Source organism: Methylomusa anaerophila (assembly GCF_003966895.1).
Taxonomy (GTDB): domain Bacteria; phylum Bacillota; class Negativicutes; order Sporomusales; family Sporomusaceae; genus Methylomusa; species Methylomusa anaerophila.
The window spans coordinates 1419188-1444501 of record NZ_AP018449.1 but is presented as its reverse complement, the minus strand read 5'-3'; the positions used below and the strand labels follow the sequence as shown (position 1 = coordinate 1444501).

25 protein-coding genes are annotated in these 25314 nt (G+C 49.7%); all 25 read right to left on the bottom strand.

The features are described 5' to 3' along the window. Positions 1 to 124: 124 nt before the first annotated feature. The 25 genes from rplI to MAMMFC1_RS06170 all read right to left on the bottom strand — a co-directional run bounded on the left by rplI (position 125) and on the right by MAMMFC1_RS06170 (position 25070). Positions 125 to 574: a 50S ribosomal protein L9 gene (gene rplI, locus MAMMFC1_RS06290; RefSeq protein WP_126307443.1), complete on the bottom strand. Its 450-nt coding sequence runs from the start codon at positions 572 to 574 to the stop codon at positions 125 to 127. Continuing rightward, the gene (locus MAMMFC1_RS06285; RefSeq protein WP_126307441.1) at positions 534 to 2570 is read right to left on the bottom strand and encodes a DHH family phosphoesterase; all 2037 of its coding nucleotides are present in this window, start codon (positions 2568 to 2570) and stop codon (positions 534 to 536) included. The genes rplI and MAMMFC1_RS06285 overlap by 41 nt, the downstream gene beginning before the upstream one ends. A gap of 15 nt (positions 2571 to 2585) precedes the next feature. Continuing rightward, positions 2586 to 3545 (bottom strand): YybS family protein, encoded by a 960-nt coding sequence (locus MAMMFC1_RS06280; protein ID WP_126307439.1) that lies wholly within the window; start codon positions 3543 to 3545, stop codon positions 2586 to 2588. Between the two features lie 14 nt (positions 3546 to 3559). Then, positions 3560 to 3862 (bottom strand): MazG-like family protein, encoded by a 303-nt coding sequence (locus MAMMFC1_RS06275; RefSeq protein WP_126307437.1) that lies wholly within the window; start codon positions 3860 to 3862, stop codon positions 3560 to 3562. 178 nt (positions 3863 to 4040) lie between these two features. Continuing rightward, a complete protein-coding gene (gene rpsR / locus MAMMFC1_RS06270; RefSeq protein WP_126307435.1) occupies positions 4041 to 4277 on the bottom strand; it encodes a 30S ribosomal protein S18 in 237 nt (78 codons plus the stop codon). An 18-nt stretch (positions 4278 to 4295) separates the two neighbouring features. After that, the gene (locus MAMMFC1_RS06265; RefSeq protein ID WP_126307433.1) at positions 4296 to 4700 is read right to left on the bottom strand and encodes a single-stranded DNA-binding protein; all 405 of its coding nucleotides are present in this window, start codon (positions 4698 to 4700) and stop codon (positions 4296 to 4298) included. A gap of 24 nt (positions 4701 to 4724) precedes the next feature. Then, positions 4725 to 5009: a 30S ribosomal protein S6 gene (gene rpsF / locus MAMMFC1_RS06260; protein WP_126307431.1), complete on the bottom strand. Its 285-nt coding sequence runs from the start codon at positions 5007 to 5009 to the stop codon at positions 4725 to 4727. A 151-nt stretch (positions 5010 to 5160) separates the two neighbouring features. Continuing rightward, a complete protein-coding gene (locus tag MAMMFC1_RS06255; protein WP_126307429.1) occupies positions 5161 to 6375 on the bottom strand; it encodes an MFS transporter in 1215 nt (404 codons plus the stop codon). Between the two features lie 84 nt (positions 6376 to 6459). Then, positions 6460 to 7566 (bottom strand): redox-regulated ATPase YchF, encoded by a 1107-nt coding sequence (gene ychF / locus MAMMFC1_RS06250; protein WP_126307428.1) that lies wholly within the window; start codon positions 7564 to 7566, stop codon positions 6460 to 6462. A gap of 37 nt (positions 7567 to 7603) precedes the next feature. Further along, the gene (locus MAMMFC1_RS06245; RefSeq protein ID WP_174234365.1) at positions 7604 to 7810 is read right to left on the bottom strand and encodes a DUF951 domain-containing protein; all 207 of its coding nucleotides are present in this window, start codon (positions 7808 to 7810) and stop codon (positions 7604 to 7606) included. A gap of 13 nt (positions 7811 to 7823) precedes the next feature. Beyond that, on the bottom strand, positions 7824 to 8699 hold the full coding sequence (locus MAMMFC1_RS06240) for a mechanosensitive ion channel family protein (protein ID WP_232035703.1): 876 nt from the start codon (positions 8697 to 8699) through the stop codon (positions 7824 to 7826). Between the two features lie 67 nt (positions 8700 to 8766). Further along, positions 8767 to 9084 carry a DUF3343 domain-containing protein gene (locus MAMMFC1_RS06235; protein WP_126307424.1) on the bottom strand — a complete coding sequence of 106 codons (318 nt, stop codon included), beginning with the start codon at positions 9082 to 9084 and terminating at the stop codon, positions 8767 to 8769. Beyond that, complete coding sequence (gene yedF, locus MAMMFC1_RS06230; protein WP_126307422.1) at positions 9084 to 9692, bottom strand: sulfurtransferase-like selenium metabolism protein YedF; 609 nt, start codon at positions 9690 to 9692, stop codon at positions 9084 to 9086. Before yedF ends, MAMMFC1_RS06235 begins: the two co-directional genes overlap by 1 nt. Then, complete coding sequence (gene selD, locus MAMMFC1_RS06225; protein WP_126307420.1) at positions 9682 to 10731, bottom strand: selenide, water dikinase SelD; 1050 nt, start codon at positions 10729 to 10731, stop codon at positions 9682 to 9684. The genes yedF and selD overlap by 11 nt, the downstream gene beginning before the upstream one ends. A gap of 271 nt (positions 10732 to 11002) precedes the next feature. Beyond that, a complete protein-coding gene (locus MAMMFC1_RS06220; RefSeq protein WP_126307418.1) occupies positions 11003 to 12259 on the bottom strand; it encodes an aminopeptidase in 1257 nt (418 codons plus the stop codon). Positions 12260 to 12577: 318 nt separating this feature from the next. After that, the gene (locus MAMMFC1_RS06215; RefSeq protein WP_232035701.1) at positions 12578 to 13513 is read right to left on the bottom strand and encodes a cation diffusion facilitator family transporter; all 936 of its coding nucleotides are present in this window, start codon (positions 13511 to 13513) and stop codon (positions 12578 to 12580) included. 134 nt (positions 13514 to 13647) lie between these two features. Further along, entirely contained in the window at positions 13648 to 14292 is a 645-nt protein-coding gene (locus MAMMFC1_RS06210) for a CBS and ACT domain-containing protein (protein WP_126307414.1), read from the bottom strand. A 178-nt stretch (positions 14293 to 14470) separates the two neighbouring features. After that, on the bottom strand, positions 14471 to 15175 hold the full coding sequence (locus MAMMFC1_RS06205) for an ABC transporter ATP-binding protein (protein ID WP_126310478.1): 705 nt from the start codon (positions 15173 to 15175) through the stop codon (positions 14471 to 14473). Positions 15176 to 15190: 15 nt separating this feature from the next. Continuing rightward, positions 15191 to 15952 (bottom strand): ABC transporter ATP-binding protein, encoded by a 762-nt coding sequence (locus MAMMFC1_RS06200; RefSeq protein ID WP_408631230.1) that lies wholly within the window; start codon positions 15950 to 15952, stop codon positions 15191 to 15193. Continuing rightward, positions 15933 to 16898, bottom strand: coding sequence for a branched-chain amino acid ABC transporter permease (locus MAMMFC1_RS06195; RefSeq protein ID WP_126307410.1), 966 nt, complete (start codon positions 16896 to 16898; stop codon positions 15933 to 15935). The genes MAMMFC1_RS06200 and MAMMFC1_RS06195 overlap by 20 nt, the downstream gene beginning before the upstream one ends. 9 nt (positions 16899 to 16907) lie before the next feature. Further along, positions 16908 to 17804, bottom strand: a complete 897-nt coding sequence (locus tag MAMMFC1_RS06190) for a branched-chain amino acid ABC transporter permease (protein ID WP_126307408.1) — start codon at positions 17802 to 17804, stop codon at positions 16908 to 16910. Positions 17805 to 18385: 581 nt separating this feature from the next. Then, positions 18386 to 19561, bottom strand: a complete 1176-nt coding sequence (locus MAMMFC1_RS06185; protein ID WP_126307406.1) for an ABC transporter substrate-binding protein — start codon at positions 19559 to 19561, stop codon at positions 18386 to 18388. Between the two features lie 465 nt (positions 19562 to 20026). Further along, positions 20027 to 22327 (bottom strand): FAD-dependent oxidoreductase, encoded by a 2301-nt coding sequence (locus MAMMFC1_RS06180; protein WP_126307404.1) that lies wholly within the window; start codon positions 22325 to 22327, stop codon positions 20027 to 20029. Positions 22328 to 22341: 14 nt separating this feature from the next. After that, positions 22342 to 23976: a glutamate synthase-related protein gene (locus MAMMFC1_RS06175; RefSeq protein WP_126307402.1), complete on the bottom strand. Its 1635-nt coding sequence runs from the start codon at positions 23974 to 23976 to the stop codon at positions 22342 to 22344. Continuing rightward, positions 23964 to 25070: a class II glutamine amidotransferase domain-containing protein gene (locus MAMMFC1_RS06170; protein WP_126307400.1), complete on the bottom strand. Its 1107-nt coding sequence runs from the start codon at positions 25068 to 25070 to the stop codon at positions 23964 to 23966. Before MAMMFC1_RS06170 ends, MAMMFC1_RS06175 begins: the two co-directional genes overlap by 13 nt. Positions 25071 to 25314: the final 244 nt, after the last annotated feature.

The window sequence follows — 25314 nt, the reverse complement described above, 5'->3', positions numbered from 1 at the left end:
TAGGCGCGACGACGATTCTGTGCAGAATAACTCTGGCATTAGTTTGCGCGGGGACGTGACCGGAAGCGTACTGGACGTACGCTGAAGGGAACGCCCGCAGGAGCAACGACGCAGATTGGCGTTTTCAATCAGTTGTCGCTACGTGCACGGTAATTTGAGTGCTCACTTCCGGATGGAGCTTAATGGTTACCGGATAGGATCCTAGTGATTTGATAGCGTCTTTGAGTTCGATTTTCCGCTTATCCATTTCAATCTTGTGTTGACTGGCCAAAGCATCGGCAATATCCTTAGCGGTCACCGAACCAAATAACTTACCGCCTTCACCCATTTTTACAGGAATGGTCACTTCCACCTTGGACATTTGCCCAGCCATCACTTTGGCCTCGTCCAGCTGCTGTTCTTTTTTACGGGCTTCAGACGCCTTCTGCTGGGTAATCTGATTGATGTTATTATTTGTAGCCGGTATGGCCAGTTTTTGCGGCAAAAGGTAATTGCGGGCATACCCTTCGGCGACATCGATTATGTCGCCTTTCTTACCGAGTTTTTTCACTTCTTGTTGCAGTATTAACTTCATGTTGGTCACTCTCCTTCATGTAGTCGGCGACGAGTGCAATAATGCGTTTTATTATGTCATCAACGGTCATATTCTTGATTTTGGCGCCGGCTACCGACTGATGTCCGCCGCCGCCAAGCTGTTCCATAATAATCTGCACATTAATATCGCCGTTAGACCTGGCACTTACCCCGATCCCGTCTTCAGCCGTAAACAAAACAAAACTGACTTTTACCCCTTCAATGTTTAGCAGTGTGTCGGCCGACTGAGCCGCTAGAACCTGGGCGTTTTTTACCTCCGGCGGACATACGGCAACCACCACGCCTTCAAAAGGCATAATGGTATTCTCGATAATAGCGGCTCTACTCTTGATGGTTTCCAAATCCATTCTAAACAAGTGCCGTACCAGCATCGGATCGGCTCCCGCCCGGCGAAGATAGGAGGCAGCTTCAAAGGTGCGCACTCCGGTCTGCACGGCAAAATTCTTGGTATCAACCACAACTCCCGCGTATAATGCCGAGGCCTCCAGGCGGTTCAATTCCAGCTTGTCGTCAAAATACATAAGCAGTTCCGCCACCAGTTCACTGGCAGAGGATGCCGAAGGTTCAAGATACACCAGCAAAGTATTCGGGATAAATGTCTCGGCGCGGCGATGGTGGTCAATCACCACAATCCGTTCCGTCCTGTTTATCAGTTCAGGTGCTGCAACCAGTTCGGGGCGATGGGTATCCACAACAAATAGGAGGGTTCTCCCGCTGATAATTGCGCCGGCTTCCGCTGGTGATATGAATAATTCCCTGTATTCCTCATAATCGAGGAGAAGTTCGGATAACTTGTCAACAGCAAGTCCTGGCTGGCTAACAACCACGTTTACTGTCTTACCGCGCTGCATCACCATGCGGGTCACACCAAGGGATGCTCCCAGGCTGTCAAAATCTTCGCCGGCATGCCCCATAACAATCACACTATCCGCCTGGTCGATAAGATCTCTTAAAGTATGAGCCACAATTCGGGCTTTGACCCGGGTGTTTTTCTCCACAGCCTTGGCTTTGCCGCCGAAAAACTGGACTTTACCGTCTATATTTACGGCGGCCTGATCTCCCCCCCGCCCTAAAGCCAAATCAAGGCCGGCTTGCGCCACCTGGCTGAGAGCCGCGATGGAGTCGTCCCCGGCTGCAACGCCCAGACTCAGCGTAACGGGTATTTTATTGCCGCCGTGAATAGCCCGGATCTTATCCAAAATATCAAACTTGTCGTTGAAGACAACTTGCTCCAGGGCTTTTCTGTCAATCATAGCCAGATAGGTATCTTCGGAAAATTTCTTGAGAAAGCCGCCTAACTCTGCAATCCATTCGGACAAATGTTTACTGACCTCAGCCAAAATATTGGTGCGTTGAGTCTCACTCAGGCCTTTTAACGCGTCATCATAGTTATCAATCTGGATATAAGCCATTACCGGCCGCGCTTGCTGGCAGGCGATTTTCGAGACTTCGCAGGGCGTAATATCCGTAATGTACAGTATCATCAACGCCTGGGCAGGTTCATCACTCCCGCTGGCAGCACAGCTAGGGATAGGCTTATGAATGACATCGAAAAAACGGGAATCCGATTCCAGCCTGAACTGACCGGCCTCATCCCAGATCTTACTTAGATCCAGGTCCGGAAATATCTTTAGCAGTGACTCATTAGGCGCCGCCGGATTATCGGACCACGCTGCCAAAATGCTGTTTCGCCAATGAATCAAGCCGGAGTTGTCGACAATGGCAATGGCCAGCGGCAAGTTTGACAGCGCCAGAGCGGTTGCTTCTTCCACATAGCAGCTCATGGAGGATAAGTATTCATTCAGTGCCTTTTGCCGCTCCACGTGGCGTTCCCGCCCAAAAAGATACAAGGCATATAAAAGTATGGTCCCCAAGACGCCCACATAGGGATTGTAAAACATAATAACTAAAAGCAAGGCGGCAGCTACAGCCAAATATACGCGAGTATCAAACCAAAACGACGGACCCTGAGGCATAAAGAGTACCTCCTGTTAATCGGTACGCGGTTGGCGCAGCCGACGATAGTCGAAAATAAGATCAAATACGCCGGCGAAGATTAGTCCTTGCGTAAAGAATCCGTTAGAAAATATCAAGACCAGTATAATACCTCGGGCCAGTCTTGACAAATTGTATTTATCGGCAAGGTAGTAAAAGAGCGCCAGCCCCTGCAGTAAAAGTACCATAATCGTTAGAACCTGCAGATTCATTCCGGCCTGGTATAATAGGCTTATCTCCCGGCTTTGGCCCCAATAGATCATCACCATGGCCACAGCCAGCGCATAGATGGTTTGCCGTGGCATTACCCAGTATTTGAAAGGCGGGAAGGCACCTACCGTATGCCCAAGTTTTTTCAGTACAATCCGCGCAACATGATAATTAAGATATGTGTCAACCACAGATGCTATGACAAAGCTCGCCGGCAGAATGATCTTCATCAGATCAATCATGGGCCGCAGGATGCTGTCCATCCGGCTGAGCTCCTCCTCACTCAGGCCCATAGACCGGTAGAATGCCAGTACCTGATCGATAGCGTTCCCCATGGCTTCAATTTGCATATTTAACGGGTTAAAGCCCAAGACTGCGGCGCCAATAACCAGCACAGCCACCTTGGATAAGAGGGATGCCGCCGAGCCGGCAAGAAGAGTATAAAATGGCGAGTATCCCTGGCGTAAAGCATGACCCAATACGATACCTATCAAACCGAACCCTACTACTACCGTTACGGCGGCAAGGGGGTGCATCAAAAGGGCAATAATGATGCCGGCCGCAACAGTAGCCAGAATGCTCCATTTGTATCCATGACGCACCCCCAAAAGAATCAGGGGCACAGGCCATATCAAATTGACAAAGGGGCCAAGAATTGGGAGGTAAGTGCTGATAAGGCCAAAAATAATGGCGACGGCGGTTAGAATTCCACCTTCCACCACCGGCCTCACGTTGGTTTGGCGCATGTAGTTCATCCTTTCTAGCGAAGATGGCGACGGTATTCGCTTAAATCTCCAAACCATCTTTCTATCTCGGGTTCCTTCTTTATATCCTGCCCAAGCCTGGCGACAACAATATCATCCATTTCAGCGTAATCAAGTCCCAATCTGCGCCCAAGCACATACGCCGTGATTATAACCTCAGCCAAAGCACCGGCAACAGTTTCCTGCGGCCGGTTTTGAGCCATAGCCCGGTAGACTTCACCCACATTTATTAACAGATCGGCTTTCAGCCCTTCAATTAACCGCAGCTTGCGCAGAATGTCCGGTTCTTGGGAGAACACTGGTATCCCTCCTTAGGCCTATCTTTTGTTTATTCGGAGGAAGACCGGCTATTTCCTGCCACAAGCAAGGATAAAAATCAGACATGGAGTTGACTAAGAAAGTCGGATAGTAAAATGAGCAAGAATACCCCTCAGGCACTCTTGCTCATCGTTGATTATCGTTAATTGCCTAAATAATTTATTCTGCAGTAAATGGCAACAGCGCAATATTTCTTGCCCGTTTAACCGCCAGCGTCATTTGGCGCTGGTGTTTGGCGCAGTTGCCGGAAATGCGGCGCGGCAAAATTTTGCCCCGTTCGGTAATATACCGACGCAGTTTGCCTGTATCTTTATAGTCAATGTTTTGAATTTTGTCAACGCAGAAACTGCAAACTTTCTTTTTCGGTTTGCGGCCTCTTTCCCGTTTCACAGCCATATTTACTTAACCTCCTTTTTAAAACGGAATTTCCTCGTCACCAGCCGCGAGAATATCCTTGCCAAAGGAATTTATGTCGACGCCGCCGGCATCAGAACCTGGTGCCGCCGCTTGTTTACGTTCTAAAAACTCAATATTGCTTGCAATTACTTCTGTGACCCGTCTCTTTTGCCCATCGCTGGTTTCATAAGAGCGGACTTGCAACCGGCCTTCCACCAGGATAAGACGACCCTTGGTCAGGTTGTTGCCACAAATTTCGGCCAACTTTTCCCAAGCGACAATAGGAATGAAGTCTGCATCCCGCTGGCCTTGCACTCCCGGCCGGTTAACAGCCAGACTAAAAGAAGCCACCGCCTTGCCGCTCTGGGTATAGCGGACTTCCGGGTCTTGAGCCAAACGGCCTACAAGAATTACTTTGTTCATGGATATTCTTTCCTCCCGGCACGATCAGTCATCCAGCTTAATAATCATGTGCTTGATGACGTCATCGGTAATCTTCAGCACCCGTTCCAGCTCAAATACGGTTGCTGCTTCAGCGCTGAAGGTAATCAAGCAGTAGTAGCCTTCTATGAAGTCTTTTACTTCATAGGCCAGCCGCCGCTTACCCCAACGGTCTACCTTATCCACATTGCCGCCGGTGCTTTTAATGAGGTTTTCAAACTTGGCAACCGCATTGTTGATAACCTCTTCGTCCCCCGGCTTCACAATGAACATGACTTCGTATTTTCTCACGAAATCACCTCCTCCTCCGGACTAATGGCCCCCTAAGGGAGCAGGGAAGGTTCATTATAATAAACCTAACCATGCAGGCTACAGCCTACGATATATTATTATATCATTTATTGTCCATAAATTGCAAGTAAATCTTAAGGGCACGGAAATATTAAAGGCTACCTGCTTCTTGCCTTATAGCGGCAGACTGCCGCCTTGGGTCCGGTATTACAGCCGCCAGCAATAGTGCCAGAATGACGGAAATCAGCGTCCACATAAGCGCCGGCTGTACCCCGGCGTGATCAGCCAAAGCACCGGTTATTGCGGCGCCGATCCCACCCAAGCCGAAGGAAAGACCGAGCATCATGCCCGACGCCATAGCGGCATTATCCGGCAGCAGTTCCTGCGCCCATACAATGGAGGGCGGCAGTACACCTTGCAAAGCAGCTCCCGCTACCGCCAGCGCGACCCAGGACAGCCAAGTGATTTCCCGGGTCTGAAAAAACCAATAGGCTGCCGGCAAACTGATCAGCAGCAGCCATACGATACAATTTTTTCCGCCGAATTTATCGCCGATATGGCCGCCAATCACACCGCCAATCGCGGCAGCGAACATAAACACAAACAGCATGCTGCCGCTTATCGCCGCCGGGTACCCTAATTGGATAAGCATAACAGGCAGAAAGGTGCTTATAACGATTTGGGCCCAGGAACGCAAGGCCATGACGGCGTTCAGCAAAAGCAAACTGCCTGACTTGTACCAGGGCCTGGAAGAACAGGGCGCACTACTAATTTCTAGAGACGGTGAAGCCACAGCAACCTGGTGCAACCCAGCCTGATAACATAGCCAGGTTACGATTAACCCCGGGACAATCAGCCACAGGAGGCTGCCGGCGCCATAGTCTGCAAGCAGCCAGACCACCACTGCCGGCGAAACCGCACACCCTACATTACCCCCGAAAATAAATACAGACATAGCCCTTCCTTTACCTGTTTCAGGTGTAACCCGCCCCACCAGACTGGAACCGAGCGGATGAAAAATGGTTATCGCCAGCCCGGAAAGAACAACAACGGCAAAAAGAGCTGCCTGGCTTTCAACCAGACCGGCAACACAAATAAAAACGGCGCTGACAGGCAGGGTAAAAATAAGCAGCCAGCTATAGCCGCTTTTATCAATATAGTAACCGCAGACCGGCTGGAAGACGCTTGATACTACTGAGTTGACCATGACCAGTATGCCGCTCATGGTCAGGGACATCCCCAGCTTGGTCATTAAAAACGGTAATAAAGGCGGTAGGAAGACAGCGTAAAAGTCGCTCATGAAATGGGCGGCAGTCAACACTGAGACATTATACCAGGCGGACTTGCCCACGGTATTGTTCACCATACACTCCCTCCCTCTTGCTATTTCATACAGAATACCTTATACCTTTTGCTGGCTTCTATGTTTATACAGTTTATACACTAAAGTCTATACATTAAAGCGGAAATAGGTTACGTCGCCGTCCTGCATAATGTAATCCTTGCCCTCCAGGCGGACAAGACCCTTTTCCCGCGCCGCATTGTGGGAACCGCAGGCTATAAGGTCATTGTAAGATACGATTTCCGCCCGGATGAAGCCGCGTTCAATATCGGTGTGGATTTTACCGGCAGCCTGGGGCGCTTTGGTTCCCCGCACTATGGTCCAGGCGCGTACCTCCGGTTCACCCGCAGTGAAGAAAGTCATCAGCCCCAAAAGGTTATAGCTGGCTTTTATCAGTTTATCCAGCCCGGATTCGTTAAGCCCCAGGTCGGCAAGAAATTCCTGGGCTTCTTCATCAGCAAGCTCGGCAATCTCGGATTCCACCTTGGCCGAGACGACAATAACCGCCGCGCCTTCTTTTTCAGCGTATTCTTTTACTTGCTGTACATAGGGATTGCCGCTGGGGTCAGCCACTTCCTCCTCGCTGACGTTGGCAACAAACAGTGTCGGTTTTACCGTCAGCAAAAACAAGTCCCGCAGGATGGCCGCCACCTCTTCCGACTGAATCGCCCGGCGGGCGGGTTCAGCTTTTTCCAGCGCCGCCTTAACTGTATTCAAGGCTTCCAATTCGGCTTGCGCTTTTTTGTCACCGCCTTTAACCATCTTCTGGGTCCGTTCTATCCGTTTTTCCACTGTCTCCAGGTCGGCCAAGCATAGTTCGGTATTGATGATCTCGATATCCCGCACAGGATCAATACTGCCGGCCACATGGGTAACGTTTTCATCAGTAAAGCACCGTACCACCTGGACTACCGCGTCTACTTGCCGGATATGAGACAAAAATTTGTTTCCCAGCCCCTCACCCTGGGCCGCACCTTTCACCAGACCGGCGATATCCACAAACCGCATGGCAGTGGGAGTGGTCTTCCTGGGCCGGTACATTTCCGTAAGCCGCCATAGCCTTTCGTCCGGAACCTCTACTACCCCCACGTTGGGTTCTATAGTGCAGAACGGGTAGTTGGCCGCTTCAGCGCCAGCTTTGGTAATGGCGTTAAATAAAGTACTCTTGCCGACATTCGGCAAGCCGACAATACCGACTTCCAAATTTGTGCTCATTACAATAATTCCACCTTATCACAATAGTTCAAGTCTCCTAGTTTTCCTCCTGCCTTGTGCTTACGACTGCTTTAACGCCTTTTTCAAATTTTGGCCGGGGAATCATGACCTGCCGGCCACACTTGAGACATTTGAGACCGAAATCAATGCCTGTGCGGGTAATTTCCCAATTGTACTCACCGCAGGGGTGAGGTTTTTTCATTTTTACAATATCACCGACTTTATAGTTATACCGAATATTCATGAACCATACCTCCCTAATTTGGGGCTTCAGCCACTGCTGTCGAATCAGGGCACCCGGGGCAGAAGGGTGGAATCCGGGCCGCAGCAAACAAAGTTCTTACTTTGTGCCTTATGGCCGTTTCTACTTTTCCCTGCTCCAAAGGTACGGTTTTAGCCGTAAGTTTCACGATGATTTCGCTGGCGCCAAGATCAGTGATGCCAACTACCACCGGTCCCGCCAGCACTTCCGGCATACTCTTGCCAACCTCAGCGCAAACCTTATCCAAAAGCGCCAGCACTTTGTCAATGTCTGCCTGGTAAGAAACCGGCACAGTTACCACCGCCTGCGTGTGGCCTCTGGTGTAGTTGCTGATTCGGCCGATAGAGCCGTTAGGTATTATATGCAGTACGCCGTTGCCGTCCCGCAGCCTGGTCACGCGAAAGCCTAATTCCTCTACCGTACCGGCCATGTTCTCACTCACAATATAATCGCCTACGCCGTATTGATCTTCCAGGATAATGTAAAAGCCGGTAATAAAATCTTTGATAAGACCCTGCGCCCCTATGCCCACAGCCACGCCGATAATACCGGCGCCGGCGATAATGGATGTGGTGTCGATACGAAACTCCTGCAGTACCATTACTGCTATGATGAAATAAATTATATACCGGATGATGCTCATTAACAGGCTGCTTAATGTTCGGGCCCGCTTTTCATCTATATATAAGGTTTTTGCCCCGGGTTTCGGAGTAAAATAGCGCTCCACCACCAGGTTGAAAAACTTCAACAGCAATAGGCCGCCAATGCTGATAGCCGCGAGGCGAAAGAATGTAATCACAGGTTGAATCCAGTAGGCAGAAGTAAGTATATGTTCCACGTTATCCCCCAAGCTCCATTGAGGCTGGTTCAAAATGCTCAGCGGCATTGTTGCCCGGCACCTGAGCATTTTTTAACCATCCTCCATTAGAAATTAGAAATTATAGTTGCGTATTTTCGGAAACACGCTCATAGATCTTCACCGGGCCGCCAGGCCCCTGGGCAAGAGTGCGGCGGTACAGTTTCGCCCAGCGCACCTGCCCCGCGGCGAAAAGCTTGAATGCAGCCGCTTCATCGCCGGCCGCAATTAGCAGACACTGGCCGCAACTAATATCAATTTCCCGCGGCGTAGGCATAGCCGTTACTTTAATACCGGCCTGGACCAGTATTTTTTCCGCCTTAATAGCCTGATGCACGGAAGCAAACGATATCAGCCAGTCATAATGTTCTGTCCCACTACTCTTTACACCAGCAGTCATCAGATCGTAATAGCTTGACCAGCGCTGAGTCTTTCCAGAATGGTGTACATATTGGTAACGCTGCCGACCTTAAGCTGCTCCTTGAGGCCGAAATAATCAAGACAGGTGCCGCAGGACAAAATTTCCACCCCCTGGTCAGCCAGAGCGCTGAGATGTTCCAGAATGGGCGACCCGTCACAGGTTAAACGGACACCGCTGTTTACAAACATGATTGTCGACGGCAATGGCTTTGTTTCCCGTAAAGTATAGGCCCAGGATTTCATCAATACCGCCCCGAGTTCATCCGAACCGCTCCCCAGGGTATTTTTGGTTATTAGGTAAACAGGACAAGGGCCGGCAGCGGTTAATTCCACCGTGTGAGATTCCACGGTTTTTGCTCCCGAACCCACACCTTTGATAATATCGATGTAATAATGGCCGTTTTTTTCTGCGAGAGTCACCGAGCAGCCATTGCTGACAGCGAATTTTTGGACATTCTCTTTGGCAACGTTATTGTCAACAATGACTGTCACCCGTCCTTCGCGCAAAGTCTCCAGTGTTTTTTTCGTATTAATAACAGGCTGAGGGCATTTCAGCCCCCGGCAGTCTATTACCTTATCATCTGACATAAATATTCCCCTCCCCAATTTCAATCCCAATGGATGTTACTTTGCCGATTTTTGCCGCCCGGGTTATACCGGCGGCTTTTAAGGCCTCCACCAGCTCACCGGCTTCTGTATCCGGCAGGCTGAAAAGCAGCCCGCCGGATGTCTGAGGGTCAAAACAAATATCCTGTATATTGGCAGGAACAGCCTCGGAAAAAGAAACGACATTATTAAGATATTCCCGGTTGGCATAGGCGCCGCCGGGTACAAGACCCATACCCGCCGCTTCAGCCGCTGCCGGCAGCAGGGGCAAACCGGTACTGTAAATTTCTACCGACACGCCGCTGGCAGCAACCATCTCATACACATGTCCCAATAGTCCAAAGCCGGTAATATCGGTACAGGCATGGATACCATAGTTTGAAGCAACTTGTGCCGCGGTCCGGTTGAGCAGCACCATACTGTTGACAGCAGCCTGGACTCCTGCCTCGAACAGGCCGACTCTGGCGGCAGTGGCGAGGATTCCTGTCCCTAAGGCTTTGGTTAATACTAAATGATCACCCGGTTTGGCACCGGCATTTGTCCAGACCCTGTCCGGATGAACTAAACCGGTTACGCTAAGACCATATTTAGGCTCGGTGTCATCCACAGTATGCCCCCCCACCATCACTGCTTCCGCCTCGTTTATTTTATCCAGTCCTCCCCGTAGAATGTCCCGCAATACATCTCCCGGCAGCGAGCAAATGGGAAAGGCGACAATATTCATGGCAGTTAAGGGTTTGGCTCCCATGGCGTAAATATCGCTCAAACTGTTGGCGGCGGCAATTTGTCCAAACAGGTAGGGATCATCGACAATGGGGGTAAAAAAATCTACTGTCTGAACCAGTGCCGTATCGTCGTTCAGCTTATAAACACCGGCGTCATCCGAAGATTGTATGCCAACTAAGAGGTTCGGGTGATTTACCACCGGCAGTCCCCGCAAAATCCCGGCCAGGTCCCCCGGCCCGATTTTGGCAGCTCAACCGCCGCTCTTGGTAAATTCAGTCAGTTTAACATTGCCCATTTCCCCTCACCTCTCCTCCATATGCCCTTTGCCCTGGAAAGACTTGCTTTACTTCCTAAATATATTTATTATACCCACTTCGGCAAAATCCTTTTTCCAAAATTCCTGCCGTTGAATCCTGCCACTTGCTCTCAAAGAGTTAAAATTATATCCGGGTATTGGAAAGGCTTCGGCGCGGTCCTAATACCCGGATGTCAATTTTTTAAGGCCCCATATAGGTAATTCATTTTTAAATTGCGATGTTGCTTTCGCGGCAAATTTCGCTATCCAGCTAGTTTTTGGTCGCCGCAAATAGTCTTTCAAAGGCAAAATTTCCGTTGCGAAATACCGGAATTTCCTCGCCCGCAGCAGTAACGCCGGTTATTTCCAGGTCGGCCGTACCTATCATAAAATCTTCATGCACCAGTGAGTCGTTCACACCAAGTTTTGCTAGTTCATCTTCAGTCATCTTGCCGCTGTCTTTTATACAGACGGGATAGGCTTTACCTATGGCCAAATGGCAGGACGCATTTTCATCAAAAAGAGTATTGAAAAATAAAATGTTCGACTTTGAGATGGGGGAGTCAAAAGGAACCAGGGCTACCTCGCCCAAATAGTGTGAGCCTTCATCTGTTCCGATAAGGTTTTTTAGCGTCTCATAGCCTTTTTCCGCCTGAAAGTCAACAATTTTTCCGTCTTTAAAGGTTAGGGAGAAGTTTTCAATAAGATTGCCGTTATAATTTAGTGGCCGGGAGCTTACTACTTTACCGTTTACCCCCGTTCTTTTCGGCAAGGTGAAGATCTCTTCCGTGGGCATGTTGGCGACAAATTCCCGCCCTTCCGGCGTATATTCCGAGCCACCCAGCCAGACATGGTTTTCCGGAAGTTCGATTTTTACATCGGTACCAAGAGAACTACGGTAGTGAAGAAATTTGAAATTGTGGGAATTCATAAATTCCATGCTTTTTTTCAGGTTCTTCTTGTGCTCCTCCCAGGCCGCGACAGGATTCTCAGTATCCACTCTAACAACCTTGAATATAGTCGCCCATAGCTTATTAACTGCGTCTTCCCCGCTTATTCCGGGGAAGACCTTTTTAGCCCAGGCCTGAGTAGGAATGGATACTACACACCAGGTATTCTTGTTGCTCATCAAACGTTCCCGGTATTCTTTGAGAGCAGTGCTGCCGGTTTTCTGCGCTTTGGCGATTCTGGCAGGATTTACGTCTTTTAAGAGTTCGGGATCGGTGGCGGATATTGTTACGAAAGCTGCGTCTTGCCGTACATAGGACATATAGAATTCCTTCTGCCAATCGGGAAATTCATCAAAAACCTCTTCCGGCGCCTTCATATACCGGATTTTGCTAAACAATTCATCCCGCCAATTGATCACCACGTCCCTTGCACCTTCCTCATAGGCGGTTTCAGCCAAAAGCCTGGTAAAAGACGCACTTTCAATGGGAGAGGTAACAACAAGGGTTTGGCCTTGCTGCAGATTTATCCCCGTCTTAACAATCAGACGTACATATTTCTCCAAGAGTTCAGAGCTCATTCCCAATCTCCTTCCATATACCATTTACTTGCTATTATAACCTATATTATCTGCCTTACAACAAAAAAATTCCCCTAACCGAAATTTGGGGAATTTTTCGTACTCATATTCGTATTGCTAAGTCACCAAATGCCACGAACTGCTTAAAAATCGTCAGCTGCTAGGCACGACGACGATTCTGATTTCGTTAGCTATGCATAATAGTTTGTGCGGGGACCGGAGTGGAAACGTACTGGTTGTACGTTGGAACGAGGACCACAGGAGTAACGACGCAGATGGCGGTTTATAAGCAGTTCCCTACTTAAAGAGAACAAAAACTTACTCTTTGCATTTTCCGTCACATATGTCCACCGGACAGGAGCCAACATCCTCATAGTAATCACAAGGCTCCAGATGAATGGTAACATCACACGGGCCCAGTTCTTGCTTAATAGAAATCTCAATTTCGTCACAAACTAAATGCGCCTTATTTAATTGCATGTTTTTCTTCAAAACGACATGCATATCAATTAACTTATTGCTGCCGGATCGTCTGGTTCTAAGCTGATGAAAGGCGATTACGGTCGGATGGGAGTTGACAATTAGACGAATTTGTTCCTCTTCTTCGGCCGGCAAACTAATGTCAGTAAGCTCGTACAGGCTTTTTTTAGTCATTTCAAATCCGGCCTTGAACACCACGACGGCCACAGCAATCGCAATGACCGGATCCAGCCAGACAAACCCTGTGACTTCAATTATGGCCAGGCCGGCTAAAACTCCCATGCTGGTCCAAATATCCGCCCGCAAGTGCAGCGCGTCGGCCTCAAGCGCATGGGAGGCAGTGAGATGGGCAGCCCGGTACAGCTTCCCTGATACCCAGTAATTGGCGCCAATGGACAGCGCCATTACCGCTATACCGTACTCCAGCATTGCCGGTGCTGCCGGACTTTTTATTTTTGCTACCGCTTCATACACAATCCATAATGCAGCTATCACAATAAGCCCTGCTTCAAACGCGGCCGATAAATTTTCAATTTTGCCATGACCGTAAGCATGTTGCTTGTCCGGCGGTTTACCGGATTTTTTGACCGCTAGGTAGGCAACAAGGGCGGCAAAAAGATCAACGGCCGAGTGGGCTGCCTCCGACACGATACTGACCGCACCGGTCAGAAGACCTACCAATAATTTCAGAACTACCAATAAAGTGTTGGATATAACCGATAGCCGGGCTGCCGATTGCTTAAGCTGATTAAAGTTCTTATCATCCTGGTGCAAAATAAGTCCCTCCATCGAAACCATTTAAAACCGTAAAAATACCTGCGCCCGGCTGGAGCGGAATGTCCGGTCGCCTGTTCCTATTACCATTATATTAGCACATCGCCAAATGTGTGTAAATTGTTCCGTTTTAACTAACCGATTTGCACCATATGCTGAACCGTATATCCTTTTTTGGCCAGTTGTTCGGTAACAGGCTTAGGGTCCTTAATGTCCGCCCGGATAATGATCTCGTATTGCCCATCTTCCGTAGGATAGCTGGCAAAACTGCCAATGCTGATGCCAAGTTCCTTGAATACGCCTGAGATGTCGTGGATTACTCCCAGCCGGTCAGGCACTACAATAGCTAAACGGGTTTTACCCTGGGGCAGCCCCATTACATCGACGAAAGTTTTAAAAATATCGGTTTCAGTAATTATGCCGATTACCTTGCCACCGCTGTCAAGCACAACCAGGCCGCCGATTTTATGGTTGTACATTTGCAGGGCTGCCTCTTCCACAGTTGCTTCCGGGCTTATGGTAACTACGTTTTTGGCCATAATTTCCTTTACTTGCATTTTAGACAAGAGGTAATTGAGCTCAAATATGGAAAGGCTGGTGGCCGGAGACGCCGATATTTCCCGCAGGTCCCGGTCCGTGACAATACCGACTAATTTGCCGTTGTCCACAACCGGCAACCGGCGAATTTTCCTGTCGCGCATGAGTTGCAGTGCATCAATAATGGTCATGGTTGACACAATAGTAGCTGGATTGGGCGTCATTCTTTTGGCTACGTTCACAGCATAACAACCCCTTTTTTTAACTATTTGCCTTTAAGTAGGGAACTGCTTATAAACCGCCATCTGCGTTGTTGCTCCTGCGTGCTTCACTCCAGCGTACATCCCAGTACGCTTGTTGCGTTCCAGTACTCGTTGCGCCTAGCAGCTGGCAATTTCTAAGCAGTTCGTGGATTGATAGCTAGCCGCCAAGATAGGCTTTGCGTATTTCCTCGCTCGCCGCCAGTTCTTTGGCATCACCGGCGAGAGTTATCCGTCCGGTTTCCAGGACATACGCTTGATGGGCAATGGACAGCGCCATATGCGCGTTTTGCTCCACCAATAAAATGGTCGTGCCGGTTTTGTTGATGTCGGTAATAATAGAGAATATTTCCTTTACTAATAGCGGCGCCAGACCCATGGACGGTTCATCCATAAGCAGCAGGCGCGGACGGCTCATCAAGGCCCGGCCCATCGCCAGCATTTGCTGCTCACCGCCGGAAAGAGTGCCGGCAAGCTGAGTACGGCGTTCAGCCAGGCGGGGAAAACGGGTAAATACCATATCCATGTCCTCTTTAATCCCTTTGCTGTCCTTACGGATAAAAGCACCCAGTTCCAGGTTTTCCTGCACCGACATGTGGGCAAATACCCGGCGGCCCTCAGGGACTTGGGATATTCCCAATTTTACGATGTTTTGCGCCAGCATGCCGCCAATACTTTTGCCTTCAAAACTAATTTGCCCGTTTTTGGGTTTCAATAGTCCCGAGATAGTGCGGAGGGTCGTACTCTTGCCGGCCCCGTTGGCGCCGATAAGGGTGACGATTTCGCCTTCGTTAACCTCAATACTAATCCCTTTCAGGGCGTGTATCGCACCGTAGTATACGTTAATATTATCTACTTTCAGCATTGTTTTTGCCATAGTCTAAACCTCCTCACCGAGGTAGGCCTCGATAACCCGTGGATTGTTCTTGATTTCGGCCGGTGTGCCGTGAGCGATTATACTGCCGTAATCCAATACATAAATGCGTTCGCACACGCCCATAACCAGACTCATATCATGCTCAATCAGCAAAATGGTAAGGTTGAACTCTTTGCGAATCCAGCGGATCATTTCCATGAGCTGCTGGGTTTCCTGCGGGTTCATGCCTGCCGCCGGCTCATCCAGCAAAAGCAGTTTCGGCTGAGCCGCCAGGGCGCGGGCAATCTCCAGACGCCGCTGTTCGCCGTAGGGGAGGTTTTTCGCTATTTCATCCTTCTTGTCGGCCAGTTGGAAGATTTCCAGGAAATGTACAGCCTTTTCTTCAACCTCAGCCTCTTCTTTATGATAGCGGCCAAACCGGAACATGCTTTCCAGAATTCCATACTTCACGTGAAAGTGATAGGCAATCTTTACGTTATCCAGTACACTTAGGTCATTAAACAGGCGGATGTTCTGGAATGTCCGGGCAATGCCCCGTTGCGTAATCTGATAAGGGCGCAGACCGATAACGCTTTTGCCGTCAAACGCAATTTCACCTTCCGTAGGTTCATAAACCCCTGTCAAAAGGTTAAATACCGTTGTTTTTCCCGCTCCGTTGGGACCGATCAAGCCGGCCAGTTCCCCGGGGGCAATAGCAACTTCAAAGTTAGATACCGCCCGGAGGCCGCCAAATACTTTTGACAGCTTAGTTGCCTTGAGTAGCACGGCGTCCACCTCCAATTAAGCGGCTAAGCATTTTAAGACTGATTTCTTTATTGCCAAACAGACCTTGCGGCCGATAAATCATGAGAATAATCAAAGATAGCGCATAGATAACCATGCGCCATTCAGGATAGCTGGCCAAGGCAGCCGAAACAAAGGTCAGTAAAACGGCGCCGGTGATGGAACCGGTGATACTGCCCAGACCGCCGAGAACCACCATGGTTAAGATGTCAAATGACCGCATAAAGGTAAAGGATGCCGGATGGGCAATATAAAAGTAGTGGGAAAACAGCGCGCCGGCGACGCCGGCAAATCCCGCCCCGATTGTAAAGGCAAGAACTTTGTATTTAGTGGTGTCAACCCCCATTGCTTCCGCAGCAATTTCATTCTCCCGGATGGAGATACACGCCCGGCCATGGGTGGAATCAATAAAGTTTTTGATGACGAAGATAGTTAACACCGCAAGGAAAAATACCCAGGTAAAGTTAGTATAGCGGGAAATGCCCATAAAGCCGGATGCCCCGCCGACATATTGGATATTTAATATGCAAATCCGGATGATCTCGCCCAAACCCAGGGTGGCAATGGCCAGATAATCTCCTGTAAGCCTTAGGGTGGGTAACCCGATAGCAAAGCCTAAAACAGCGGCGCCAATTGCTCCGCCGGCAATGGCTGCCAAAAAGGGAAGCTGCATTTTTACTGTTAATACAGCGCTTAAATAGGCGCCAACCGCCATAAATCCGGCATGTCCAATTGAGAACTGACCGGTAAAACCGTTAATCAGGTTAAGGCTGACGGCTAAGATAATATTGATACCGATAAGAATAATATTTAACTGCCAAAATGGACTAATAATATCCGCGGTAATTAATCCTTGAATTACCGCGTAAGTAGCCAGGCATGCACCTAACGCCATCAGATCCGTTTTTATTTTTCCCTTAAATCCCATGCCTGTCACCTACACTTTCTCACGGATATTCCTGCCAAGCAACCCCGACGGTCTGAACAGCAGGATAATAATTAAAATACCAAAGGCAACTGCGTCCCGGAAGGTGGATGACCAAAAGCCGCTGACCAGCGCTTCAATTACACCCAGTAGGGTGCCGCCCAGCATGGCGCCGGGAATATTGCCAATGCCGCCCAGAACTGCGGCTACAAATGCTTTAAGTCCCGGTATCAGACCCATTAAAGGATCAATGGAGTTGTAGTAAATGCCAACCAATACACCGGCTGCGGCCGCCAGGGCGGAACCAATGCCGAAGGTAAAGGATATGACGAGATCCACGTCAATGCCCATCAGCCTGGCCGTATCCGTATCAAAGGAGACCGCCCGCATGGCTTTGCCGACTTTAGTTCGATTGACAATGTAAGTCAGTATCACCATCAGCAGCAGCGAAATAAACAATATAAGCACTTGCTGACTGTTGATTACCAATCCGCCGAACTTGTACACCTCGGCGGTGAATACAGCCGGGAAAGTCCGCGGCTGCGGCGTTACCAGCAGCATGCCGCCATACTCCAGGAACAGCGAAACGCCAATCGCCGTAATTAGTACGGCGATTTTCGGGGCATTACGCAATGGACGGTAGGCCGCCCTCTCAATGATCATACCGATAACTGCAGCTACCGCCATAGAAAAGATAAGTGCGGGAATGAAAGACATCTTGAATACCGTCGTGGCAAAGAACCCGGCGTAAGCACCCAGCATATAGATGTCGCCGTGAGCAAAATTGATGAGTCTGATGATACCGTACACCATGGTATAGCCTAGGGCTATGAGCGCATATATGCTGCCCAAAGATATACCGTTAATTAATTGTTGGACAATTTGTTGAACCAAGCTTCCTAATTCCATTACTCCATTCGTTCTCCCTCTCCTAAATTATGTCTAACCGAACGCTGTGACCGCAAGGCATGCGGATCGATTGGCCGTGCGGTACTAGTGGTCTGTAAACCCTAATTCTATAGTGTTCTTGCGAGATCTTTTCCGTCCTGCTTTGTTGTCGTCGGCTTACATATTCCCGATATGCGCGCCTCCTTCGCCTCGCAGGACGAAAAACCTCTCGCAATTCATCCTATAGTTTTAGAGTTTACAGACCACTAGTTACTTCACATAACACTCCTTTCCGTGGGATAAGTTACGCTCAAGCTATAATGGCAATCAATGGAAATGTCCACCAATTGCAAATATTGTGCCACATACAGTGTTTATTATAGAGACACTGTCTAACACTGTCAATACCAACCAACAAGGATTAACCACTCCGTTGTCCATTATAAGAAGACATAATGCGTACAAGTATTAATTTGCCGGTACTAAGAAAAAGGGATAAGACCTTAGCCTTATCCCTTGCACTCCCTTGTACAGGTATAAATTGTTTGGCTTTATTTAATTATAAACATATTAACATGATTAACCTCGACAATTACGGACAATTACGGATTAATTTTTTCTTTAAATACCTGCTTACCATCTTTCATTTCGATAACAACAGCACTCTTAACCGGGTTGTGTTCAGCATCAAGGGTCAGAATACCGGTACTGACTTGCAGGTTTTTGGTCTGCTCCAGCGCATCCCGAATTTTTTGCGGATCGGCAGAGCCGGCGCGTTTGATGGCGTCGATCAGCATAAGGGCCGAGTCATAACCGAGGGCCGCGAGGGCGCTGGGTTCTTGATTGTATTCTTTCTTATAGGCTTCTACGAATTTTTGAATGTTAGGATCTTTGTCCTGCGAGGAATAGTGGTTGCTGAAGAAACCATTGTTCAGCGGCGCGGCGCCGGCAATATCAACAATCTTGCTGTCATCCCAGCCGTCAGTGCCTAACAGCGGAATGTCAATACCAAGCTCACGGGCTTGCTTTATGATTTTACCGACTTCTTCATAATAGGCAGGAATGAAGATAGTTTCCGGATTGGTAGCTTTAATCTTGGTCAGCGTTGCTTTAAAATCAGCGTCTTTTTGGAGGAATCCTTCCTTGGCTACGATTTTACCGCCGGCGGCGGTGAAGGATTTTTCAAATACTTCCGCCAGACCTTTGGAGTAGTCGGAGCTGTTATCAATATAAATCGCAGCGGTTTTCGCCTTGATGGTCTTCGTTGCAAAGTCGGCCATTACCTTGCCCTGGAACGGATCGATAAAGCAGGCCCGGAATGCATAAGGACGTATTTTGCCGTTATCAACCGTTATTTTCGGGTTGGTTGCGGTAGCGGTAAGCACAGGAATTTTATTGTCCTGACCCACTTGCAATGTGGCAAGAACATCGGAACTGGTTACCGGCCCCAGCACGGCAACTACTTTGTCCTGGGTAATCAATTTGGTTATGGCATTGGTAGCTTCCGCCGGTTCCGACTTGTTATCGGCTGTAACCAGCGTTAACTGCTTGCCAAGCACGCCGCCGGCGGCATTGGCTTCTTTGACGGCAAGCTTAACACCATTTAAGGTTTGTTGTCCGAAGTTGGCGACATTGCCGGTCAGTTCAAAGTTGGCGCCGACTTTTATATCTTTGGAATCTGCCGCCGGGGCGCCGCTACCGCCGCAGCCGGCGATCAAACCGGCTACCATGGTCAGAATTACTGCCAAACCAATGAATGAGTGCCATTTTTTGCTCATTTGTTGTTCCCCTCTCCCCTGTTGCTGTAATTTTCAGAATACCTGATGCCTGTGAATTTATCTTTGTTCTTGGCATGTAATTACTACACACCATCTCCTTCCGCTACCGGGCGCAAGACCTATTTGAAGAAATACGTGTGCCGCAGTGATAGATATATGTACTCCTTGTCGTCGCTACTATTATATTTGTATACATTCCGGCTGTCAATAGTATCTTTTAATACCCATTCGACATGTTCATATTGTGCATCAATTGCGTACTTCCAGCCATAGGGAAGAGACTCGGTTATAAAAAACCGTTACGGCCATATAACAGCCATAACGGTAGGCGACAGTGAACTCGTTTAGCTTCTGCTAAACTTCGGGGCTTCGGTGGGGGACTCTACCCCCACCGAAGTTTGGAAGTGGTAACACCCACTTATAGAAGTGGGTGTCTTCGAAATTGGATATATAATTATTTAAGAATTAAGACAGCGGCGCCTGATTGGGCGTCATAGCCCAGATACCACAGGGACAGATGCCGGCGCAAATTCCGCAGCCAATACATTTAGCGGCGTCAGATACGTATTCCCAGGCACCGTCATTGTTGACGCGGGAAATAGCATTCTCCGGGCAGGATTGCAGGCACATATGGCAGTCACGGCAGGTGCCGCAGCTGATACAGCGGGTATAGTCATTATTGGCGTCAGGCAGATCACAGGTGTGGCATTTTTTGAAGTAGGCGGTACTAAGTCTCTCGCTGGGAATTTTTGTCTTTTGCTCAACTTGATATACCTCATTATTAAGGTAGGCATTTGCAGCCAGCGCCGCCTGCCTCCCCGCCCCGATGGCATCTACCAGCCGTCCGGGCCGGATGGTGTCGCCGGCGGTAAATATTCCTTTCGCCACTTGATAGTCATCGCCTGGTTTCAGGCAGCCGCGCTCCACTGCTATTTCCGCCGGCAGGAAGCTTAAGTCCGGCGATTCCCCGATGGCGATAATTACCGTGTCACCCCTTATCAGCGTACCTTCCTGGGTGATAACGCCCGCTGCCGTTATTTCCCTGGCAAAGACCGGCCAGAGAATTTCTCCGCCCAGTTTTTTCACATGGTCAATTTCGTTGGGGAAAGCAGCCGGTTTTTGCACATCAATGCAGGTTACCTGTTCCGCCCCCAGGGCATAGGCGCCTACGGCCACATCCATGCCCGAGTTGCCGCAGCCAATGACAATCACTTGTTTGCCGACCGTTGGCCGCTCACCCTTATTGATGGCTTTCAAAAACTCCAGTCCCCTGACCAGCCGTTCCTGTCCCGGCCAGTTAATCACCCGGGGAACATGTGAGCCGGTAGCTACCACCACTGCCTGGTATTCTTCTTTAATTTCCCTGAACTTATCTTGGTCGATTTTATAGCCGGTCCTAAAGGATACTCCCATGGCCGCGATCCGGTCAATTTCAGCGGTAAGCGTCGCCTGCGGCAGGCGGGAGCGGGGAATAACCTGTTCCATTTTACCGCCCATTTTGGCGTCGGCTTCAAACACGGTTACTCCGTGACCCATTCGCGCCAGCTGCCAGGCAGCGGTAAGACCCGCCGCACCGCCGCCGATTACGGCTATGCGCTTGCCTGTTTTATTTGCCGGCCGCGGCATTTCCACAGCGGCCGAATACCGGCCCAGCATCCCGATTTGGGCCGATATATCAATATTTTTCCGGGTACATTCATCCATGCAAAGATTGGGGCAAACCGCCCCGCACACTGAGCCGGGAAAGGGAGTATACTCCAGCACCAATCGATAAGCCTCTTCTATTCTTCCTTCCCGCAGCAAATTAAAACGCAGCTGGGACGGTATGGATGCAGTACAGTTAAATTCGCAGGGTGCGCTATAACGGGCATTTTCCCACACTGGCACCTGACGCCGGTATTTGTCAGTTGTTACCAAGCCGATAACCTGAAAATCATCAGCATAGACGTCGCTGAAAATTCCTCCCGGTATCCAGGATTCATGACGGAAAGCAAAAATATTGGTATTTGCTTTTTTGGGACGCTCGTCATAAGTTAAGGGTACAACTTTGTGCCACTCTTCCCACCGGCTGAGTTCGTTCCGTAATTCCGGCCGGCCAATGGAAGCCAAAAAATCATCCATTTGCCTGTCCAGATAGGCGATGTCGCCGGCATCAAGGGTCAGAATTTTGGTGTCCTTCCTGGATATACCGCTGGCCCGTCCACGGAAGTACAATACTCCGCCAACCATGCCGACACAGGACCGATCACCTAATACCGATGCAAACTGCTCGCTGTCATAACCGCAGACTACCGCAATACCGCCGCCCATAAATTCAAAGGAAAAGCTGCCACAGTTCTTTAATACCCAAAACTCAGGCGGATCATACAGCGGATCATGCTTCATCAGCGACCCGGAGCGAGTCCCGGCCCGGCCCCCGACGTAGATGGCGCCGGCCGCGGCGCAGTGGGCAGCGGTATCACCGCCGTCGCCTTTTACTACTATTTTGCCGCCGGCATTCAGCCAGCCGACATCGGCTGATGCCGTCCCTTCAACAATAATCTCGGTACCGGGCAGGCACATGGACCCTACCCTTTGTCCGGGATTGGTTACCACAAATTTCAGTGTTTTTCCTTCCGGATGCCATAGTGGCCCGCCAATATCGTGCTGACCTGACGCTTCAATATAAAATTCCGTCTCACCCTGGGCAAGAGCCTCCTGTATCGCCTGCAGCAGATCCTGGGTAGACATCCGGTTGTTACCGTCGAGTGTATTAATTTTAAACATGTCTTACCCTCCTCCTAACAGACGTACTGAATGGCTAATTTCTCGGAAATGGCTTTATCCGTTGTCACTAAGGCATCCGACCGTCCTACCGGCAGCGAACTGTTGCCGATGGGCGCCATGAGTTTTCTGAGTTCACTGTCTAAAGCCAGCATATATTCAACAACATTTTGCGCCGCTTTATCGATATCAAGCCGCCGCGTGAGGCGCGGGTCCTGGGTGCATATTCCGGCCGGGCACTTGCCGGTATTACAGGCGTTGCAGCGTCCCGCCTCATTGCCGACGCAGCCCATAAGCTGAATCAGAATCTTGCCGATGATTACTCCGTTGGCGCCGAGACTAATCATTTTAAAGGCATCAGCGGCTGCATTGCCGGTAAGTCCGATACCGCCGCCGCCCCATAAGGGTATTTGTCCTTGCCGCCCCTGCCTGACGGCGGCCAGATAACATTCCCGCATCTTCGATACTACCGGATGACCGGTATGGTCGAGAGATACCTCGTTGGCCGCCCCGGTACCACCCTGGATACCGTCAAGGAAGAAGCCGCCGCAAATATGATACGGGTCTCTAAGCAAATTATTATATACCGATACGGAAGTAGCGGAAGCAGCGCATTTTATGGCTACAGGCACCCTAAATTTAAAAGCGGCATTTAAGGACATATGCATTTTTTGCACCGATTCTTCAATGGAATAGAGTCCCTGATGATTGGGAGGGGACAGCAGGTCTGCTTTGGGAACGCCGCGAATCTGCTGCACGGTATTGGACACTTTAGCCGCCGGCAGAAGCCCGCCGTCGCCCGGTTTGGCTCCCTGACCGATTTTGATCAGGACACCGGCCGGATCAACCCGCATCAGCGGCATAGCTTTAATAATCCGATTCCAGCCGAAATGACCCGAAGCAATTTGTAAGATCATATATTTTAAATGTTCCGACTGCAGCAGTTTCACCGGCATACCACCCTCACCCGAACACATGCGTACCGGCATATTGTGCTTTTTATTAAGGTAGGCGGTTGCCAGGGCCAGAGCTTCCCAGGCCCGGGTGGAAAGGGCGCCAATGGACATATCGCTGAAAATGACGGGATATATCCAGTTAACACTCGGCATCCGGCCGCTAAGTTTCAGGTTGCCGCCTTCAACTGCCAGCGGCAGTTCGTGGGGCAGCAGCACCCGGCCGAAGGGAGACAGTATGTCAAAAGTATGCCGCTCTGAATCCAATGCCGGGTCAGTCATTTGCGAAATACGGCCGATGACTATCTTGTCGAGAGTACGGTCAGTATTCAGGTTGGTACGTCCTCCCCGCTTGATTGGCGAACCGCCGGCTCTCGCTAAAAGATTGAACCTGGTGTCGGAATTTCTGACAGGCTTGATCGCCTGGTTGGGACAGACTTTTTCGCACATGCCGCAACCGACGCAGGTATTCGCAAGCTTTGCCGCCTGCTTGATCACCGGTACCGCCATATGCTTTTGCGTGGGTTCCGGCTGATGTCCGGTGGAAATGGTCATGGACCGGCGTTCCATCACCGGCTGGATAGCGCCGAAAGTGCAGGCGGCAACACAGGAGCCGCACATGGTACACCGGTCATGCTGATAGTCTATTTTCCAGTTAAGGTCATTGGCCGAAATGTCCTGTGTTCTCACTGCTTCCATCGCTGCACCTCCATTTCCGGGGTTATCACCACAACTTCCCGCTCGTTGGGGTATACATCAAACTCGGGATTCCGATGCGGGAGAATCTGGTTTAGGCCGCATACTTCCGATGAAATTGCGATTGTTGTGCCGTCGCCGCCGACTACAACCGGGCGCAACTTTTTGGAATCACAGCAAGTCATCATTCGTCCATCCGGCAACATGGCAATCACTGTATTCGGGCCGTTAATCTCCAGATGCCCCAGGGATTGGCGGATAGCAGTCAGCTCCTGTTTGTCGGGACGCTGCTGGATCTCATCAAACGGCAGCGGGGTAATGACGTGCTTATAATACTTGATCGGCCACTTAAGTATGTTTAACACATAGTGCAGCGTATATAAAAAGTTTTGGGAGTCGGATTCAAAACCGATGTACCCCCGGTGCAACGATTTTTGATATTCTTTATTCTTGGTGAAAAAAGTATTTTCCCCGTTGGCGCAAAGGGTATATCCCTGTATAAAGAAGGGGTGGGCGGCATAGCGCACGATATCGTAATTGGTATTCTGGCGGCACTGTACAACCACATTCTTAGCTTTCATTTCGCCGTTATTGTCCCAGAGTCTGAAATAGACCGCAATATCCCGCGGATCGCCGATTTCCTTGAGTGTCAGCACGTCGGGCCAAAATGAATATACATATCCCTGTTCTTCTTTGTCCAGCAAGGCCCTTAATGCCAGCCGGGTATCGAGAAGAAGCTCCGCTTTGGCTTCTTGGCTGCCATCCCGGTAATATTCCGGATAATCATACGCCCGGAAAATGTAATACGGCATAGCTTTGATGTCCAGGCCCGGCTGCCGGTTCCCCCGGGGTATCCATTCAAAAACGGGTGTAAAGTTGTTTGTCTCCATATATTGCTCCACCAGCGACGCACCCTTTTGCGTACAGGCCAGCGACAACAGCGGTTTGTCTTTATGTTTGGCAAATACTCCGTCAAGATCTTGCATTATCATGGCAAAACCCGAATTGTCATGCCCTTCCTGTTGCGGCAGCATTAAATGCAGCGCCTGGGACGGATGAAACGCCGCCTTGCTTTTTATTGCGCCAATTCTGCACATTTTCTCCCCACCTCACTAAAAATCATAATTTCCCGGGCTTTGTATCTCTACTTGAGACTGTTCAAAAAGATGCACCAGCATTTTTTCAACTTTTCAACAGTCTCAAACATAGAAAAACCCGGTGAAGACCGGAAACACCCCGTTCCAGGACCTTCCGCCGGGTCTTTTATACCAACGGTGTAGTGCGTGCTGTGTTGCACCTGTGCCGCTTGGCCCAGTCCGCCTATTGGCGCGGAACCCTAGA